This is a genomic window from Nostoc sp. ChiQUE02, from assembly GCF_034531305.2.
Taxonomy (GTDB): domain Bacteria; phylum Cyanobacteriota; class Cyanobacteriia; order Cyanobacteriales; family Nostocaceae; genus Nostoc.
Genome location: NZ_JAVRBN020000039.1, coordinates 21,831 through 38,585 on the forward strand (window position 1 = coordinate 21,831; position 16,755 = coordinate 38,585).

The window sequence follows — 16,755 nt, forward strand, 5'->3', positions numbered from 1 at the left end:
TAAAATGCCAGATTTTTCAGATTGTTTTTTAAGTTTTCATATATCTTGATTAGACAAGATACTAAGATAGTAAAAGTTGCTATTCTCTGATATCCGTTAATAATTTCATATTCCTGTTTATTTACTGTTCCTCCAACAGGATATCTGACACAAAGTACCTCTTTGAAAAAATGATTAGCAAGGGAATTTTATTTTCTTCTACTAAAGCAGTTCTTTAAATTTTTTATAAAGTCTTCTACGCATTCAGAATTCCATGCATAAGCTCTTTAATATTTAGGGATAAAAAACATCGGTCTGTACTCAAAGAGACTGACCACAAATGTATATGTCGATTCAATCCTCATGCAAATATTGCAGTTAAAGTATGTTTGATAGTTTACACTAAGCAAATATCACTTGCACAAAGACGTAAAGAACACAGAAAGAAACTCTCTGCATTCTCAGCGCCTCTGGGATTATTTTTATCTTGGGCGTCCCAATGTAGTGATATATAAAACAGCTTCATCAGCAGGGATACCCAAAACTTCATTTACTTGGTCATCAAAGAATCCACCTATACCACTGACGCCTACATTCAGGTGCATTGCAGCTAAATTCAGGCGCTGTCCCAAATGACCGGCATCCATGTGTAAATAACGGTAAACGCGATCGCCATATTGTGCGATCGCAGCTTTTAAGTCGGCTGTATGAAATAACACTGCTGCTGCATCCCGCCCTAATTCTTGTCCCAAACAAAGGAAGTGTAACTCTCGCCGAAAGTTTTTAAACCGAATTTGGCGTAATTCTTGTGCTTTGGGCGCGTAATAGTAACAACCCGACTCCAATCCTTTAACTCCACAAACCGCAATGAATGTTTCTATCAAATTGAGATCAAAGTAGTCTGGAGAAATATCTAAACTTTGGTCGATGTAATTTTGCGGCTGGTAAGTGAAATCGAGTAAACTTTTCAATTCATCGATGCTTAAATCATCACCATTGTAAGCGCGGGTAGAGCGTCGCTTGTACATAGTGATTTCCAGTTCTGACAGCTTTTGTCCCCAATCTATAGGTGCAGTGGTTGTGGGAATTTTTAAACAGAAAGGAAAATTGTATTTATCCTCCAAAGATTTTTCTTGTTTAATAGCTGGTAGATTAAGATTGCCAGTTATACCTGATTGGATCTGGGTGTGTCGATGAAAATATGTCAGCAATTCACCATCAGGGATTTGGGGATAACTAGTTTCCGTGGCCGAAGGTAAAGCTGTACATCCCAATGGCAAATTTTGATTCACATCTAACAAATCTGCCAGAGGTAAGACAGCGATCGCACCTTCTTGTTGCGGATCAACATAAAGCAGATCGTTAACCGATTCATCCACAAAGCCGCCGATTAAGTGAGGGCGATAGTCAGTAATCGCACCAGCTAACTCGATATTACCCAACAGGTGTCCCGTATCCAGAAAAATCCGACGATAAGCCCGATCTTCATAGCGCCACGCAGAACGATAGAATACCGCAGTGACAATAATTGCCAATTGGGTATTTTCTAGGGAAGGATGCCAGAAACAAGCAGCTTGCAGACTTTGCCAAACATCACTTTCCCAATAATGCATGAGAGAATGAGTCCGACACTGGTAGTTATATAGACCAGGTGGCAATAACGACGTACCACGGGAAACCACATACACCTCGGCAGGGTACAACCCGCCTGCACTAGGAGCAGCGCGTAAATACACTGCACTACCCATAGAAGGCATTTTTGCGGTCAATCCATAGCTGCGAAATAACAGCCGCGAGAGTCTTTGCCACCATTGAGCATCTGGGTTATTAGCAAATGCCTCTGCTTTTTCTTGGATGTAGGGTTTGAGATCAAAAGTAGAGCCAATTTTGTACTCTTTAAACGGCACTGGCTGTTTAGCCCAGTCTAACCGCTGATTTTTGGAGGCGAGAGTCTCAGGGTTGTATTTAGTCCGTTCGTGATAATGCTGGGCAATTGATTGGTGTAATTCTGGCATAGTACTTTTAATATCCTTGGGGCATCCTTTTTTTTGATCTTGGCATTCATTAGCCTCATTATTTCGTGTCAATTGGTACAATCTTCAGAGTCACAAAGTGGTATTTGGTAACAACTGAATTGGGGATTGGGCATTGTTCAAGAATCAATAGATTGTTCTTCCTCTGCTTCCCCTGCTTCCCCTGCCTCCCCTGCTCCCCCATCCCCCATCTCCTTTCGCAGTACCATATAAACGCAAAACTATCTACGGCTAGATGTGTAATGATGCCTGTACGTCAAACTTTATCAAAGCCTGATATCCAACTTTCTTATTTAGAGTGGAACCAAGGTCAAGAACCTTTACTGCTGTTGCATGGTTTAAGCGACCATGCTTTAGTGTGGTCTACTTTAGGAGATTACTTGGCGGCAGACTACCACATAATTGCACCAGATATGCGCGGACATGGTGAAAGTAGTAAGCCAGAGATAGATTATAGCTTTGAGAGTGCGATCGCAGACCTGGAAGCACTCATGGATCATCTTGGATGGACTTTTGCCCACATTGTAAGTCACTCATGGACAGGAAAATTAGCTGCCATCTGGGCAAGACAAAACCCAAAGCGTTTGCGGAGTATAATTCTTGTCGATCCGATTTTCATCTGGAAAATGCCCAGCTTTCTCAGGGTAACTTTTCCAATGTTGTATCGCTTCTTGCCTTTTCTCAAAAGCATGGGCCCCTTTGCCAGTCACGAAGAAGCCGAACAACAAGCACGGCAGTTAAAGCAATATCAAGGATGGAGTTCCTTACAGCAGCAAGTATTCCAAGCAGGAATAGAACAAAAACCTGATGGGACTTGGGGCAGCAAATTTACCATCGCCGCCCGTGACGGGATTTTTGAGGCAGTAATGCAAGTGCCAGGTTTTACAATCCCCCTTGATACCTCTGCGCTATTCGTCCAGCCAAAACAAGGTCTGAACCTCCAAGATTGGCAAATCCAACCCTACAAAACCTATCTTAAAAACTTACGTATCTGCCAAGTTCCCGGCAATCATTGGCCGTTTTTGACACAACCAGAGGCATTTAACCAAACTGTGGCAGCTTTCTTGGCAGAACACAGATAGAAAATCTCATGATTATTGGACGGGATTATCATACGGCAACAGAAGAATTAATAGGAGCGATGTCTAGCGACAAGCTGCTCCCCTTTAGCGATCGCATAAAGCCGAGTCATCTCCCATCGCCCTTGGCGTCTCGTAGAGAAGGGGAGTCATTCCGGGATTAGAGATTGGGGATTGGAAAAATTTCTGAACTATGAAGGGTGCGGTTTAAATCCCCAGTACCTAGTCCCCAATCCCTAGTCCCCAGTTAAAGTACGGATAAGCCAGTCATGAGCCTTTGTATCAATCCCGTTTGCCCTAAACCAAATCACCCAAATAATCATCAAAACCGCTTTTGTCAAAGTTGTGGTTCCCATCTGGAATTGCTAGGGCGTTATCGGGTGACATGCCTGTTGAGTGAAAAAACAGGGTTTAGTAAAGTTTATCAGGCATACGAACAAGATACCCCCAAAATCCTCAAGATACTCAAAGAGGATCTATCAGGCGAAGCCAAAGCAGTAGAACTATTTCAGCAAGAAGTAACGGTGTTGGGACAACTCAAGCATCCCGGCATTCCCAAAGAAGATAGTTACTTCCAGTATCAAACCCGAAATGGTTTGGTGTTGCATTGCATTGCAATGGAAAAAATCGATGGCTACAACTTAGAACAGTGGCTAAAGCAGCAGAATCACCCTATATCCCAAGAACAAGCCATAGACTGGTTAAGACAGTTGATAGAAATTTTAGATGTAGTGCATAGTAAACAGTATCTACACCGAGATATTAAGCCATCTAACATCATGATTAGATCCCCCCTTGAGAAAGGTTGGGGAAATTTAGTACTGATTGATTTTGGCACTGTCAGTGAAATTACTAAACCTTACCAAGACCAACTCAGCAACGGGGACAAGATGACGGCACTGATGTCATCTGGCTACAGCGCTCCAGAACAAATGAATGGTCAAGCAGTACCGCAATCAGATTTCTTTGCTTTGGGACGCACATTTGTATTTTTGCTGACGGGATACCATCCTTTGGATATGTATGATGTCCAGCACGATTTGTTGCACTGGCAAAACCATACCACCCATATCTCACCCTTACTGTTGAATTTAATTGATTGGCTAATAGCAACTGATATAGAAAAACGTCCTGTCAATGCCCAAGAAATTTTACATTCCGTAGAAGAAATTGAAACTCAACTAACCGAAATCAATCCAATAAATAGTAATATACTTGAATTTTCTCAAATTGAGCAGTTACCCTCACCTATCAATAACAACTTATTGGCTCCACAGAAACAACCAGAAAAAGTGCCGCTATTGACATTTTTTGCAATATTACTAGTAGTGTTAGGATTGCTTAGTATAGTGGCTTTAGCAACACGAACATCGAAATTTTCTGTAGGAGCAGATTACAAACAACGTCCAGAAAAGAAAGGCAATATAGAATATTTTACTTATCAAGAAGGGAGGGATAGTCAAGGAAGAATAGCTGAGTTTAATATAGCGGTTTTATCAATAAAGTATAAATGGCTTTTAGGCAGCAACTTTCAAATTAAATATAATGATGACATTATTAGTCTTGATCTTTTAAAATTGAACTTAGAACAAGAAGGTATAGAAAAGATTATGGAGGCTTCTAGTGAGATTATCTCTGTAGGCACAGCTTCTTGTAAAGGTGATACAGCAGTTCAAGAGCGTGTGGCTTTAGAACGCTCGAAACAAATACAAATTTTAGTGAAAAAAATATTTATTAATACACCAAGTGTCAAAATTTATCGCTTATTGAATTTGGGTCAATTTCAACGGAGTAATTGTCAGACAAATCATGATTTATCTACATATCAGAGAAGTGTTATAATCATTGGTGTTAAAAAACAATCAGCAGGTGTGATTCTCGATGAGGCGTTACGGTATAGGTTAGAAAAAAAGCCTTTTGCTGATTTTAAATTAGAAGATTATTCTTTGGGATCGGCAGAAAAGTTTAAGACGATACCGAGTAATCTATAAAATATCTAGCAAAGTACATCAGTGCATGAGAACTTGAATGTGCTTTAGAGATACAATTTAGCTGCTAATGATTAAAACTGATGTAAGAAATCTCTCTAATTTACAATTTAGAACAATTAAAGGCAATTTACCGAGGCGTATTAAAGATGAATACTTTAGATGAAGTGGATGAACTTATCCGCCGCACTCAAGTTTCCTCAACTTAGCCAAACTCTAGGGTGGTAAACCGCCTACATTATGAATTATAAATAATAAATTGTTCATGCTCCCATCCCAGAATACCGTTTCAAACCCGCACGCCAAAGAAAGCGATTTGCACCCAAAAATACTAATATCCAACCTACCATTGACCCAAATCCCCGTCCTATATCCACGGGTAGCCCTACTAAAAGACTCGCGGGAAAATCAATTAAATAGGGAAAAGGCGTAAACATGACTATTTTCTGTACAGGTTCTGGAAAGACCTCTAAAGGTGCTATCAAACCAGATAAAAATAGATAAAACAACAACCAAAAATTTTCTAAAGCACTAGCCCGTTCTGTCCAAAAGGCGAACATAGCAAAGGTGTACTGAATCAGAAACCGCAAAGCAAAAGCTAGCCCTGCCGCCAATGTAAACAGCAAAAATCTATCTAAGCTCGGTACCCAAAAAGCCTGGGGATAGAGAATGAAAAATAATCCCACTAATAGAAAAGCAAACGTTAAACGAGCAAATCTTTCAGAAATATGCCCTGCAACATGATGCCATACGGGGTCGAGTGGTTGTAGTAACTTGGGCGAAAGCTTACCTTCCACAACCTCCTTTTCAAAGTCCCAAATTACCCAAACAACTGTGAGTTGTCTGACAATGAAAACCGTGATGAAATAACGGGCAAAATCCACAGGTGATAGCCCAAACTTTCCTCCTTGTGCTGCCTGTATCCAGACACCCATGAGGATAATCGGCAAAGACCCAGCTAATACCCATAAGATTAGTTCTGCCCGATACTCAACCATATAGGCGTAGTATACTGATAGCAAAGTTAAGGCTTTTCTGATTATCCGCTTCATTTCTTCACTTCCCGCTACAAAAATTACCCACTCTCGTAGAGACGCGATTAATCGCGTCTGTACTACACAACACCTGCCTGAAAAACTCGTCCAATTACTTCTTCCACAGGCGGTTCGGTAACTGTTAAATCAATTACCTCCAAATCCGTCAAAATCTGAGAAACGGTGCGGGTAAGCGCTTCTCTTGATACCATAAAATGCACCGATCGCCCTTCTAAGAGTTGCACATCACCATAGGTCATAAGTTTTTCTATAGGTAGAGGTTGGGCTAACTCTATATGAACTTCCCGGTATGGGGCAAAACGTTCTAGTAGTCCATCTAAGCTACCGTCATACATTAGTGTTCCTTGGTGAATCAACAGCACCCGTTGACACAAAGCTGTGATGTCAGCCATGTAATGACTTGTCAACAGCACTGTAGCTTGATAACGCTGGTTGTACTCGCGCAAGAACTCGCGCACCGCTGCTTGAGCATTTACATCCAATCCCAGTGTCGGTTCATCTAGGAACAATACGTGGGGACGATGCAAAAGTGCTGCCAACAATTCTGCCTTCATCCGCTCACCCAAAGATAGCTTCCGCACTGGTTGGGTAAGCTTACCTTCTAGAGAAAGCATCTCTGTTAATTCTCCTACCCGCCGCTGGAACTCTTTATCAGAAATGTTGTATACAGCAGCATTAATTTTCAAAGAATCGAGTGCTGGTAAGTCCCAAATTAGCTGTTGCTTTTGCCCCATTACTAAAGTAATTTTTTGCAAAAATGCTTCTTTACGATGAAACGGAACTTGTCCAGCGACTCTGACTGTACCGCTAGAGGGATGAATCAGCCCCGTGAGCATTTTGAGTGTGGTGGTTTTACCAGCACCATTTGGGCCTAAAAAACCCACTACTTCACCAGGGGCAATTTCAAAGGAAACATCCTGAACTGCTTTAATTGAGCGGTAGGTGCGGCGAAAAAAGTGGGTGATTGTACCTTTAATACCCGGACTTTTAACTGCTACTGGGTAAGATTTACTTAGCTTTTCAGCAATGATGATTGACATATTTTTTATATTAGAACTACAAATGCATACAGAGACAAGTCTGAGCGGCGGCTTTTGCTTTTGGCGTAGTCCACCGCAGCAAAAAGTCGAGCCAGTGCGTTTTTGCCGAACTATTAGCGATCGATCGCAAACCGCTAGAACAAGCGTTACTTTTCAAGACAGGCATCAGAACTTTCCAGTAAACACACATAAATCATTAGTGTTTAGTACTGTTTACAGCGAAAGTCAGGAATCAGGAGTTGGGAGATGAGTAAAATAGGTTTTATACCTGGCTTTGTAGTCTAGGCTCTGTAACTCACTCAGTTAGAAACTGTTATATGTATCTGTGGTTCCAAATACTAAAGCAGGGATTTTCGCTAGTGATAGCTATGATCATTTCCTAGCACAACATATAGGTTCTAGCGTAAACGTCCCGATCGCAATGTACTAATAATTAACCACAAGCCCAATAAACTAGCGACTGCAAACAGGGTGGTGCTCAAAAAAGATAGCTGAGTTGTCTGCGCCCTAGTCGAAATAATTGCTGCACCCATAATCAGCGAACCTACTAATATACTAAAAGATAGTCGGTTAGCCGCATCGTCCATAGTGCGCCGTACGCCATCTAACCCGCGCAGTGATAGATTCCACTGTAAGGTTTCCGAGGTAACTCGGTCTAATAACAGTTCAATTTGGCGAGGAGATTGGAGAGACAGACTTTTAATATCTAAGGCTGTCCGTAATAGCGATCGCACTGGATTATCGCCTAGTAATTGCCGACGAAACAAGTCTGTAATTAATGGTTTAACTTCATCAAAAAAATTAAGCTCCGGGTTGAATGTCCGCGCTACACCCTCTAAATTCGCTAGGGTTTTGGCATACAAACCCATATTGCTAGGTAATCTAATTTTATTGTTGCGGGCAACTTGTAAAACTTCATAAATTATCTGACTGAAGTTTATTTGGGTGAGGCTGACATTGTGATACTTTCGCAACATGCGATCGTAATCATTTTCTAACCGCGACAAAATTACAGGTTGAGCAGAATCTGATAGCTGTAAAGTTAACTGAGCGCATCTTTGAGCATCCAAATCAACGATCGCTAACAACATTTCTGTTAATATCTGCTGTGTGCGGGGATCAAGTCTTCCCACCATGCCACAGTCTAAGAGGGCAACGCGACCATCTTTGAGATAAAACAAGTTCCCCGGATGGGGATCAGCGTGAAAAAAGCCATCAATATATAGTTGCTGAAAAAATACCCGAAATAACAAAGTAGTTATTTCTTTACGCTCTACAGCAGGGTCTTTACCATTATTGTTATTGTCCAAATCCGCCGATAGGAACGGCACTCCATCCAGCCATTCCATCACCAGTAATTTTTCTGTGGTCAAATCCCAGTTAATTTCCGCAACCACTATTTGCGTGGGATCGTACCAGCGACTTTTAGATAAGTTACGCCGCAGTTGGTCTGTAAAACCCGCTTCTCGGGTAAAATCCAACTCGGCTTCTAGAGCTTTGGTAAATTCTTCAGCGATGGATTTGATTTCATAAGTTTGCCCAAACTCAGTCCGCGCCACTAAATCGGCAATACCTTGAATTAAAGCAATATCTTGGGCAATAGTAATATCAATTCCTGGACGTTGCACTTTCAGAGCAACTTCTCGACCGTCCGCTAATGTAGCACGATGTGTCTGGGCAATTGATCCCGCCGCTACAGGGATAGGGTTAATTGTGCTGAAGGTTTCTGCTAGTGGACGTTTTAATTCTTTACGGAGGATTATTTCTATCTCCGACCAAGGAACTGGTGGTACTTCGTCTTGTAGAGTTGACAATTCCTCTATGTAGGAGGCGCTAAGTAAGTCGGGGCGAGTGGAGAGTAGCTGACCAAGTTTGACGTAAACTGGGCCCAAGTCTACCAGAATATTTTTCAAAACCGCAGGTGTAGGTAGCTGGGGTTCATCAGCTTTGCCACCAGTGAGTAACCTTCGCATATAGTCCCAGCCATTGCGAAGGAATACTTCAAGAATTTCTCGTTGACGGGGAACAGTTTGGGTCAGGAACATTTTTGTAAAGAACTGCAAAGATGCAGAGAATTTAAAGAGGTAAGGAGCAGGGGATGACAATACAACGGAAGTTGGCTCTAGCTTTGGTACTTGTTAAAGTTTTGCTAGTTGTGGCACAGTCTTGAAATCTTTTTATGGATGATTGTACGGCTTCATGAAGCTTCTGTTTGACTTAATTTGAGCAGGAATCACCGCCCTGTAACAAGCGATGGGAGCAACAAAATCCTTGGGACGGAGAAATGTATTTTGATAGGCAGTAATAGACTCGATTGCTATTGTCTTGGCCAGAGGCTTAAAGCTAATAATGTTCATAACTGTCAGATAAAATAACAGACAGTCAAGTTATAATGGGAAAATAAACTTTTTAGCCTCTGCCAAGGGTTTTAACTTTTATAGCAGGTCGGAAAATCGGGAATCGCTTTGGAGAATTTTGAGGATCTGCTTGATTTCCTGGGTACGTTCTTTTTTGACAACGAGGGTGACATTGCGATCACGCACAATCACCACGTCCTCTAAACCAATAGTAACAACTACATCTTGTGGATTTGAGGCATAAATAATTGCCCCCTGCGTATCCAACCCTATGTGGGTAGCGAGTTCCACATTGGGAGTCTCCTCTGTCTTCAGTAAGCGTTCGATCGCATTCCAATCTCCTAAATCATCCCAACCAAAATCAACTGGCAAAACGTATGCTAGAGTTGTCTTTTCCATTAGCGCATAGTCTATACTCTTCTTAGGCAACTGGGGATAGATATCAGGACCATGTTGTTCTAAAGGTTCGATAATTTCTGGAGCATGGGTATGTAGTTCCTTGAGAACAACCCCTGCCCGAAAAACGAACATTCCACTATTCCAGCTAAAACGTCCCGTAGATAAAAAAGTCTCTGCCGTTTCGCGGTTAGGCTTTTCAGTAAAACGGTTAACGTGATAAGCTGGCAACTCATTAAAGCTACCTATTTTTTCACCTTGTTCAATGTAGCCGTAACCGGTTGATGGAAAAGTAGGCTTGATCCCCAGTGTAACGATCGCTGCTGTGCTTGCTGCTAGTTGCGTAGCCGCGCTTAATGTGTTTGCAAACGCCTCTTGATCAGCAATCCAGTGGTCAGCAGGGAAAAAGCCAATAACAGCGTCTTCTCCATAGCGTTGTTTGATTTCTAAACTTGTCCAAGCAACGGCTGCGGCAGTGTCTCTGCCTTCCGACTCGATCAGTAAGTTTTCAACTGGTAGATCGGGTAGTTGTTGTCTTACCCCTTCAGCTATCTGACTAGAAGTAATCACCCACAAGGAATCCCACCCGCCACCGAGTTCAATCAATCGATCGGCGGTTGCTTGTAATAGACTTCTAGAACTACCATCAAGACTTAAAAATTGTTTGGGTCGGTCTTTGCGACTCAGGGGCCAAAAACGTTCACCTTTACCACCAGCAAGGATTACGGGGAACAATAAAGTATTCATGTTGTCATACACGCCTACCGAAGAACATTACAAGTTTACAGTGAGCTTTTCCACTGGCAATATTTGTAGCTTGCATTAACATACTTTTAGGGAGTGGTTGAGTGGGGAGATAATTGTGATAAAACAAGTCGAATGGTCGGAAAATCCGGTGACATCTCAACAAGTAGCATTTGAAAATGAGGTGCGATCGCAGCAACTTCAACGAACAGAAAATCAAGTAACACCTACACCAGTAGACGACTTAGAGGAGGAGGAGGTCGAACTAAACCCGCCAGCCAATCCGAACCGTAGTGTCGTCGAATCTGTGGGCGCGATTCCCAATCAGCTTTACGAGAGACTGGGCTTAACCATGCCTCGTTGGCTGTTGTGGATCATGACGGTTGTCATCGGCATCATCTTATCTGGATTGCTAGTATCAACCTTAGCGCTGTGGACTCCTTTGTGGAGCAATCTAGATCGAACAGATGAAGATTTAGGAACTGCTGGTAAAGACGATGTAAAAATCCCACTACCAGGGGAATTATGGAGCAAACTCTCCCAGTACCAGCTTTCACGACCGATGAATATTTTAATTATGGGGATTGAACCAGTCAGCGGTACCGTTGATGGTTCACCAGAAAGCTTTGCTGGCAAAAGTGACTCCATGCTGCTGGTACGGCTTAACCCTAGTGAAAAATCTGTAAGGGTGCTTTCCATTCCCAGAGATACGATGATCGCCATCCCCGAAAAGGGAGAAAAGGGATTAACTAAGGTATCTGATGCCAATGCTAAAGGCGGTCCAGTCTTGGCAGCACGGGTAGTTAGCCGTACCTTAAATAATGCCCCAATCGATCGCTACATTCGTATTTCTACCAGCGGCTTACGGCAGTTAGTCGATCAGTTAGGCGGAGTAGAAGTCTTTGTTCCCCAATCAATGGAATATAAAGACTCCAGTAGTCGGCTGTCGATTAATTTAGTCAGTGGCTGGCAAACCCTCAACGGCGAACAAGCAGAACAGTTTGCTCGATTCCGCGAACCAGGTTTAGGAGATTTGCCGAGAGTGCAGCGTCAGCAAGCACTCACAGCAGCATTGCTGCAACGCTTAAATAGTCCTACCGTCTTACCCAGGTTGCCTCAATTAACTCGCTTGATGCGAAAATATTTTGATACCAACCTAAAGATGGAAGAAATGATGGCGTTGGTGAACTTCGGCCTCAACTTGGATCGGGATAACTTCCAAATGACCGTGTTGCCTGGTACGTTTAGCCGTTTTAGCAAAGACCCTGATAGCTATTGGCTAAATATGACTGGACAACAGAGCCTGTTGAATGATTATGTTGGGGTAAATGTACCTGGTCTGAAGCCAGATATGCGTCAGGTTCCTAACCTCAAAATTGCTATTCAAAATGCTTCCAATCAACCTCAGCTAACTGAAAAAGTTATTGCTTATCTGAAACAGAAAGGCTTTACTAATATTTACAAAGTGCCTGATTGGCCAGATACCCAACGTCAAACTCAGATTGTTGTCCAAAAAGGCAACCGACGAGTTGGAGTTGATTTGCAAAAAGTCTTAGGCTTGGGTCAAATAGAAGTGTCGGCGATTGGTGATTTAGAATCTGATCTCACAATCCGGATTGGTAAAGATTGGAAATAGGCAAGAGTCATTAGTCATTAGTTAAATGACAAAGCGCAAAGTCTGAGCGGAGGTTTCCTCCGATCAGAACTTTGTAAGAGAGAGCTAATGACAAAGGACTGCTGAGAAATAATAAAGTTATGAAAAAGATTTTACTGCGCTTTTTTGGTTTGATTGTGATTTTGATACTAGCACTTTTGTGGATAATACTTAATCCCAAACCGGCTTTTGCTCAACTAAACACAATCAACTACAACAATATAAATTTAGAAAATCGTGACTTTTCTCATGCTGATTTGGCAGGTGTGACTTTTGTAGCAGCAGAAATGCGGGGGACGAATTTTCAAGGAGCGAATTTAACCAACGCAATTCTCACTAAAGGAGTTTTGTTAAAAGCAAATCTGGAAGGTGCGAACTTGAGTGGCGCTTTAGTCGATCGCGTCACTATGGATGGTGCTAATCTCAAAGATGCCATCTTTACAGAAGCAACTTTGACCCGCAGCCGTTTTTACGATGCTGAAATTACAGGCGCTGATTTTACAGACGCTTTAATTGACCGTTATCAAGTGTCGCTGCTGTGTGAAAGAGCTGATGGCGTAAATCCGGTTACGGGTATGTCAACGCGAGATAGTTTAGGTTGTCGATAGTAGGGTTTGTTGGGTTTCACTTCGTTCAACCCAACTTACTAGCGCAGCAAGCTTAAAACATTGGGTTCAAAAAACCTAGAATATCCAAAACGAAACAAAACTATCCTATGATGACTCAACCCAATAAATTAAGCTTGCCACGCTACTACAAATATTCTTAACCGAACCGTATTGTATACGCTCCTAGCCCTGTATCTGTATCAGGTATTTCGTAAAATAATATTATTAGAATTCTCGAAAATCAGTTGCCTCTAATCATTGTTGGGGATTTCAATCAAAAACTCAGTTCCTTCTCCTGGTTTAGAGGAGCATTTAATCTGACCATGATGTTTTTCAACTATTATTTGATGGCTGATAGACAATCCTAACCCCGTACCTTTACCTGGTGCTTTGGTAGTGAAGAAGGGATCAAACATGTGCGATCGCACCTCTTGTGGAATCCCAAGACCATTATCAGCTATTCTAATTACAATCTGATGATTAACGGCTTGCGTACTAATCCAGATAGTTAAAGGTATTTTCGGGCACCTTTGGGATAAATTTAAATACTTTTGCTGTATAGTTTTAAACTTTTCCTCTAATGCATCAATACTGTTACTCAAAAGATTCATAAACACTTGATTTAATTGCGCGGGATAGCATTCGAGCAAAGATAAAGTAGCATATTCTTTAACAATCTCAATAGCTGGGCGTTCATTATTGTTTTTGAGCCGATGCCCTAAAATCAGCAAAGTACTATCCAAGCCTTCATGAATGTCTACTGGTTTCAATTCGGCCTCATCTGTACGAGAAAAGTTCCGCAGTGATAGTACAATCTCACAAATACGCTCTGTTCCTACTTTCATTGACTCAAGGGTTTTGGGTAAATCTTCGATGAGAAAGTCCAAATCAGTCTTGTCAATTTGCTCTTGGACAGTTGGCAACACGGAGGAGTTTTGCCGATAAAGTTTTACTACTTTTAGCAGTTCTTGAGTATATTCATTTAAATGGATGAGATTGCCAAAAATAAAACTGATAGGATTGTTGATTTCATGCGCGACTCCAGCAAGTAGTTGTCCTAATCCTGCCATTTTTTCACCCTGAATTAACCGAGTCTGAGTTTGTTTTAATTCTTGCAGGGCTTGAGTAAGTTCTGAGGTTTGACGTTTAGTTTGTTCGAGTAATTCCGCTTGCTGAATCGCAATTCCTAATTGCACCCCGACTTGAGCCAATAAATTGATTTCTTCCTCTTTCCAATAACGCGGTTGCGAATTTTGATAAGCAACTAATAGTCCCCATAATTTTTCACCTTCCCGAATCGGAACAAAGGTTTCGTTACGCGGAAGTTCGTTATCGTCGTCTGTGTCCTCAAAACTTTCTATAATCATTGGTTGGGCTTGTGCAACAGGTTTCCAACCATCTTTAAACGAATCTGCTACAAATTTACCGCTCCAATCTGGGTTGAAGCGGTAGATTGCAACTCGCTCAACTTCGAGCAACTCTCGCACAGCTTGAGTAGTAGTTCTAAAAATAGTTTTAATATCGAGTGACTGGCGGATTTTATCAATGGTTGCAGCCAGTAATTCTTGCCGTTCCATTGCTTTCTCCCGTTCAGTGGCTTCTGCTAACTGGACAACCTGCATTTGAACTTGTTTTAAATAAGAATCCTGTTTTAATGCAACTCCCAATTGCTCGGCTATTTGACTGGCAAATTCAATTTCAGAAGGTTGCCAGTAACGAGGAGCGGTGCATTGGTGAATACACAGCAATCCCCAAAGCTCACCTTTTTTCAAGAGAGGTGCGACCATATTTGCACGCACTTGAAATCTTGCTAGGATTTGGACGTAGCAACCGGGAAACTTTCCTTGATAAATGTCAGCGATCGCATTTACTCGACCTTGGGCGTAAAGGGGTGCAAAGTTTTCACCGAAACAATAGTCATAAACTTTTTCTGCGATTACTGAGTTACATTCAGGTACAATATCCTCTGAAATAAATTCTCCTTCCCAATCTTTTTGAGGATCAAAACGAAAGACTGCAACTCGGTCTGCTTGCAGCATTTGGCGAGCCTCGGTGACAGTAGTCTGGAAGATTGTATCTAAATCTAAAGACTCCCGAATTCGAGTAATCACGCTAGTTAATGTCTTTTGTTGCTCTGCTTGGTACTGAGCGTGTGCTAGTAACTTATAGTGTCGCAGTGCTACACCAATTTGTGTGCCGATTTTGGTCAATGATTCGACTTCATAAGATTGCCACTGTCTGGGTGAGGCATTTTGGTAGGCAGCGATGATTCCCCAAAGCTGATCTCCCTGGAGAATGGGGGCACTTGCAAAGGCTTTTGCCTGGAATTGCTCCAACAAGGTTACATGGCAGTCTGCTAATCCGGCTTGGTAAATGTCATTAACTGTAAATGTCTGGTTGTTAACGTAACGTCCGCCTTGTGTTTGTTGTAAATAAGTATCAGCGATCGCAGGCTCAACACCAACTAAAGGAGTCCATCCTTCCACAAATGATTCAGCAACGAAGTTACCACTCCAATCTGGATTGAAGCTAAAGATGGCAACTCGATCGGATTGCAGCAGCTGGCGTATTTCTTGAGTTGTGGTTTTAAAGATGGTTTCAATATCAAGGGGTGAGCGAATTTTATCGACAATCTGAGCAATTACTTGGTCGCGTTGAGCTGCTTGAGCCAATTTTGCGGCTTGCAATTGGACTTCATGGAGATGCTTTGCTTGTTGAATCGCGACAACAAGATGGTCAGCAATTTGACGAATAAACTCAATTTCTGATTCTTTCCAGTCACGAGCCTCACTACACTGATGAATACAAAGCAATCCCCACAATTCCTTCTGGCGCGATAGAGGGACAACGAGGTTGGCCTGTACCTGAAAATTACTCAAAATTGCCACATGACAATCACTCAGTCCCGCTTTGTAAATATCTGCTACTGCTTGCACTCGACCTTGTTGATAACTGGAAGCAAATTGTTCTCCAAAGCAGTGGTCATAAACTTTTACTGCCATTGCTGAGTCCCAGCCAAGTGCAACATCCTCAGAAACAAATTCTCCTTCCCAGTTTTGTTCATGGTCGAACTGAAAGACTGCTACTCGGTCAGCATTTAGCAACTGACGCACTTGTGTAACGGTAGTTTGAAAAATTGTTTCTAAGTTAAGAGACTCCCGAATTCGCACAATTACACTCGCCAGAGCTTTTTGTTGCTCTAGTTGTTCTTGAAGTTGAGCGCTTGACAAGAGAAGTTGATCTTCCGTGAAATTTGAATTGGGTTCCATTGCTCTGGATTATGTTGTTTTTATACAAGGGTTCCTCATACCAAACTTTATGGGGTTAAAGGGTGTCAAAAATATGACAAACTGCAAATTTTTACAGTGTTCAACTATTTCCCAGAAGATGGTTATTGTTATAGTTCCCCTTTCTTGATCTATCCTCATAATGTGTTAAAAAATAATTTTGGCTTGTATACAACGAAAAACATAACTAACGTTAGTCTTGCCAAGACAAATCAGAAAAGCTATCTGACCCCTTTTGAGTCGTTCTGACTGGCTGATAATCAATAAACCCATGATTTAGTTTAATTTTTCTCATGTTCTCTTTGTGCAAGAGTTCCTGCCTTCACCTGAAAATGAGAGCTAAAATGCGTACTATTATAGCAATCTCAGGAATTTCATTTTGAGCGTAGGCGTAGCCCAACCTAGGCATCGCTTTGCTAATACCAAGGGCGAACGCATTAAAAATGACTAATTTGTCAAAATTTACCTGACAGACTACGGGATTTCAGGTTAAATGTTTTAAAATATGCACTCTGCAAGAGTTGTCGGGTAATAT

12 protein-coding genes are annotated in these 16,755 nt (G+C 41.8%); 5 read left to right on the plus strand and 7 right to left on the minus strand.

The features are described 5' to 3' along the window. Positions 1-461: 461 nt before the first annotated feature. Positions 462-1,994 (minus strand): SagB/ThcOx family dehydrogenase, encoded by a 1,533-nt coding sequence (locus tag RM347_RS28135; RefSeq protein WP_322718747.1) that lies wholly within the window; start codon positions 1,992-1,994, stop codon positions 462-464. A gap of 263 nt (positions 1,995-2,257) precedes the next feature. On the opposite strand from RM347_RS28135, the gene RM347_RS28140 reads away from it, so the two are divergent. The 3 genes from RM347_RS28140 to RM347_RS28150 all read left to right on the plus strand — a co-directional run bounded on the left by RM347_RS28140 (position 2,258) and on the right by RM347_RS28150 (position 5,082). Further along, positions 2,258-3,094 (plus strand): alpha/beta fold hydrolase, encoded by an 837-nt coding sequence (locus tag RM347_RS28140; RefSeq protein ID WP_322718766.1) that lies wholly within the window; start codon positions 2,258-2,260, stop codon positions 3,092-3,094. 8 nt (positions 3,095-3,102) lie between these two features. Then, positions 3,103-3,255, plus strand: a complete 153-nt coding sequence (locus RM347_RS28145; RefSeq protein ID WP_322718746.1) for a hypothetical protein — start codon at positions 3,103-3,105, stop codon at positions 3,253-3,255. A 105-nt stretch (positions 3,256-3,360) separates the two neighbouring features. Continuing rightward, the gene (locus tag RM347_RS28150) at positions 3,361-5,082 is read left to right on the plus strand and encodes a serine/threonine-protein kinase (protein WP_322718745.1); all 1,722 of its coding nucleotides are present in this window, start codon (positions 3,361-3,363) and stop codon (positions 5,080-5,082) included. 260 nt (positions 5,083-5,342) lie between these two features. Here the strand turns inward: RM347_RS28150 and RM347_RS28155 are convergent, their stop codons facing one another. From RM347_RS28155 to RM347_RS28175, 5 genes are all read right to left on the minus strand, one after another. Then, positions 5,343-6,131 carry an ABC transporter permease gene (locus tag RM347_RS28155; RefSeq protein ID WP_322718744.1) on the minus strand — a complete coding sequence of 263 codons (789 nt, stop codon included), beginning with the start codon at positions 6,129-6,131 and terminating at the stop codon, positions 5,343-5,345. Positions 6,132-6,193: 62 nt separating this feature from the next. After that, complete coding sequence (locus RM347_RS28160) at positions 6,194-7,174, minus strand: ABC transporter ATP-binding protein (protein WP_322718743.1); 981 nt, start codon at positions 7,172-7,174, stop codon at positions 6,194-6,196. 16 nt (positions 7,175-7,190) lie between these two features. Further along, positions 7,191-7,340 carry a hypothetical protein gene (locus tag RM347_RS28165; protein ID WP_428850625.1) on the minus strand — a complete coding sequence of 50 codons (150 nt, stop codon included), beginning with the start codon at positions 7,338-7,340 and terminating at the stop codon, positions 7,191-7,193. A gap of 232 nt (positions 7,341-7,572) precedes the next feature. Continuing rightward, positions 7,573-9,219 carry an ABC1 kinase family protein gene (locus RM347_RS28170; protein WP_322718741.1) on the minus strand — a complete coding sequence of 549 codons (1,647 nt, stop codon included), beginning with the start codon at positions 9,217-9,219 and terminating at the stop codon, positions 7,573-7,575. Positions 9,220-9,609: 390 nt separating this feature from the next. Next, positions 9,610-10,674 (minus strand): mannose-1-phosphate guanylyltransferase, encoded by a 1,065-nt coding sequence (locus RM347_RS28175; protein ID WP_322718740.1) that lies wholly within the window; start codon positions 10,672-10,674, stop codon positions 9,610-9,612. A gap of 115 nt (positions 10,675-10,789) precedes the next feature. Here RM347_RS28175 and RM347_RS28180 point away from each other — a divergent pair, with 115 nt between their 5' ends. Together RM347_RS28180 and RM347_RS28185 are read left to right on the plus strand one after the other, a co-directional pair. Next, entirely contained in the window at positions 10,790-12,307 is a 1,518-nt protein-coding gene (locus tag RM347_RS28180; RefSeq protein ID WP_322718739.1) for an LCP family protein, read from the plus strand. Between the two features lie 119 nt (positions 12,308-12,426). After that, complete coding sequence (locus RM347_RS28185; RefSeq protein WP_322718738.1) at positions 12,427-12,933, plus strand: pentapeptide repeat-containing protein; 507 nt, start codon at positions 12,427-12,429, stop codon at positions 12,931-12,933. Positions 12,934-13,184: 251 nt separating this feature from the next. Here RM347_RS28185 and RM347_RS28190 read toward each other — a convergent pair whose 3' ends face one another. Then, a complete protein-coding gene (locus tag RM347_RS28190) occupies positions 13,185-16,202 on the minus strand; it encodes a GAF domain-containing sensor histidine kinase (RefSeq protein ID WP_322718737.1) in 3,018 nt (1,005 codons plus the stop codon). Positions 16,203-16,755: the final 553 nt, after the last annotated feature.

Excerpts from the sequence above, each read along its gene's own strand:
- RM347_RS28155 (WP_322718744.1), bottom strand. The coding sequence starts at position 6,131 with ATGAAGCGGATAATCAGAAAAGCCTTAACTTTGCTATCAGTATACTAC.
- RM347_RS28190 (WP_322718737.1), bottom strand. The coding sequence starts at position 16,202 with ATGGAACCCAATTCAAATTTCACGGAAGATCAACTTCTCTTGTCAAGC.
- RM347_RS28175 (WP_322718740.1), bottom strand. The coding sequence starts at position 10,674 with ATGAATACTTTATTGTTCCCCGTAATCCTTGCTGGTGGTAAAGGTGAA.
- RM347_RS28150 (WP_322718745.1), top strand. The coding sequence starts at position 3,361 with ATGAGCCTTTGTATCAATCCCGTTTGCCCTAAACCAAATCACCCAAAT.
- RM347_RS28140 (WP_322718766.1), top strand. The coding sequence starts at position 2,258 with ATGCCTGTACGTCAAACTTTATCAAAGCCTGATATCCAACTTTCTTAT.
- RM347_RS28165 (WP_428850625.1), bottom strand. The coding sequence starts at position 7,340 with ATGCCTGTCTTGAAAAGTAACGCTTGTTCTAGCGGTTTGCGATCGATC.
- RM347_RS28160 (WP_322718743.1), bottom strand. The coding sequence starts at position 7,174 with ATGTCAATCATCATTGCTGAAAAGCTAAGTAAATCTTACCCAGTAGCA.
- RM347_RS28185 (WP_322718738.1), top strand. The coding sequence starts at position 12,427 with ATGAAAAAGATTTTACTGCGCTTTTTTGGTTTGATTGTGATTTTGATA.
- RM347_RS28170 (WP_322718741.1), bottom strand. The coding sequence starts at position 9,219 with ATGTTCCTGACCCAAACTGTTCCCCGTCAACGAGAAATTCTTGAAGTA.
- RM347_RS28135 (WP_322718747.1), bottom strand. The coding sequence starts at position 1,994 with ATGCCAGAATTACACCAATCAATTGCCCAGCATTATCACGAACGGACT.
- RM347_RS28145 (WP_322718746.1), top strand. The coding sequence starts at position 3,103 with ATGATTATTGGACGGGATTATCATACGGCAACAGAAGAATTAATAGGA.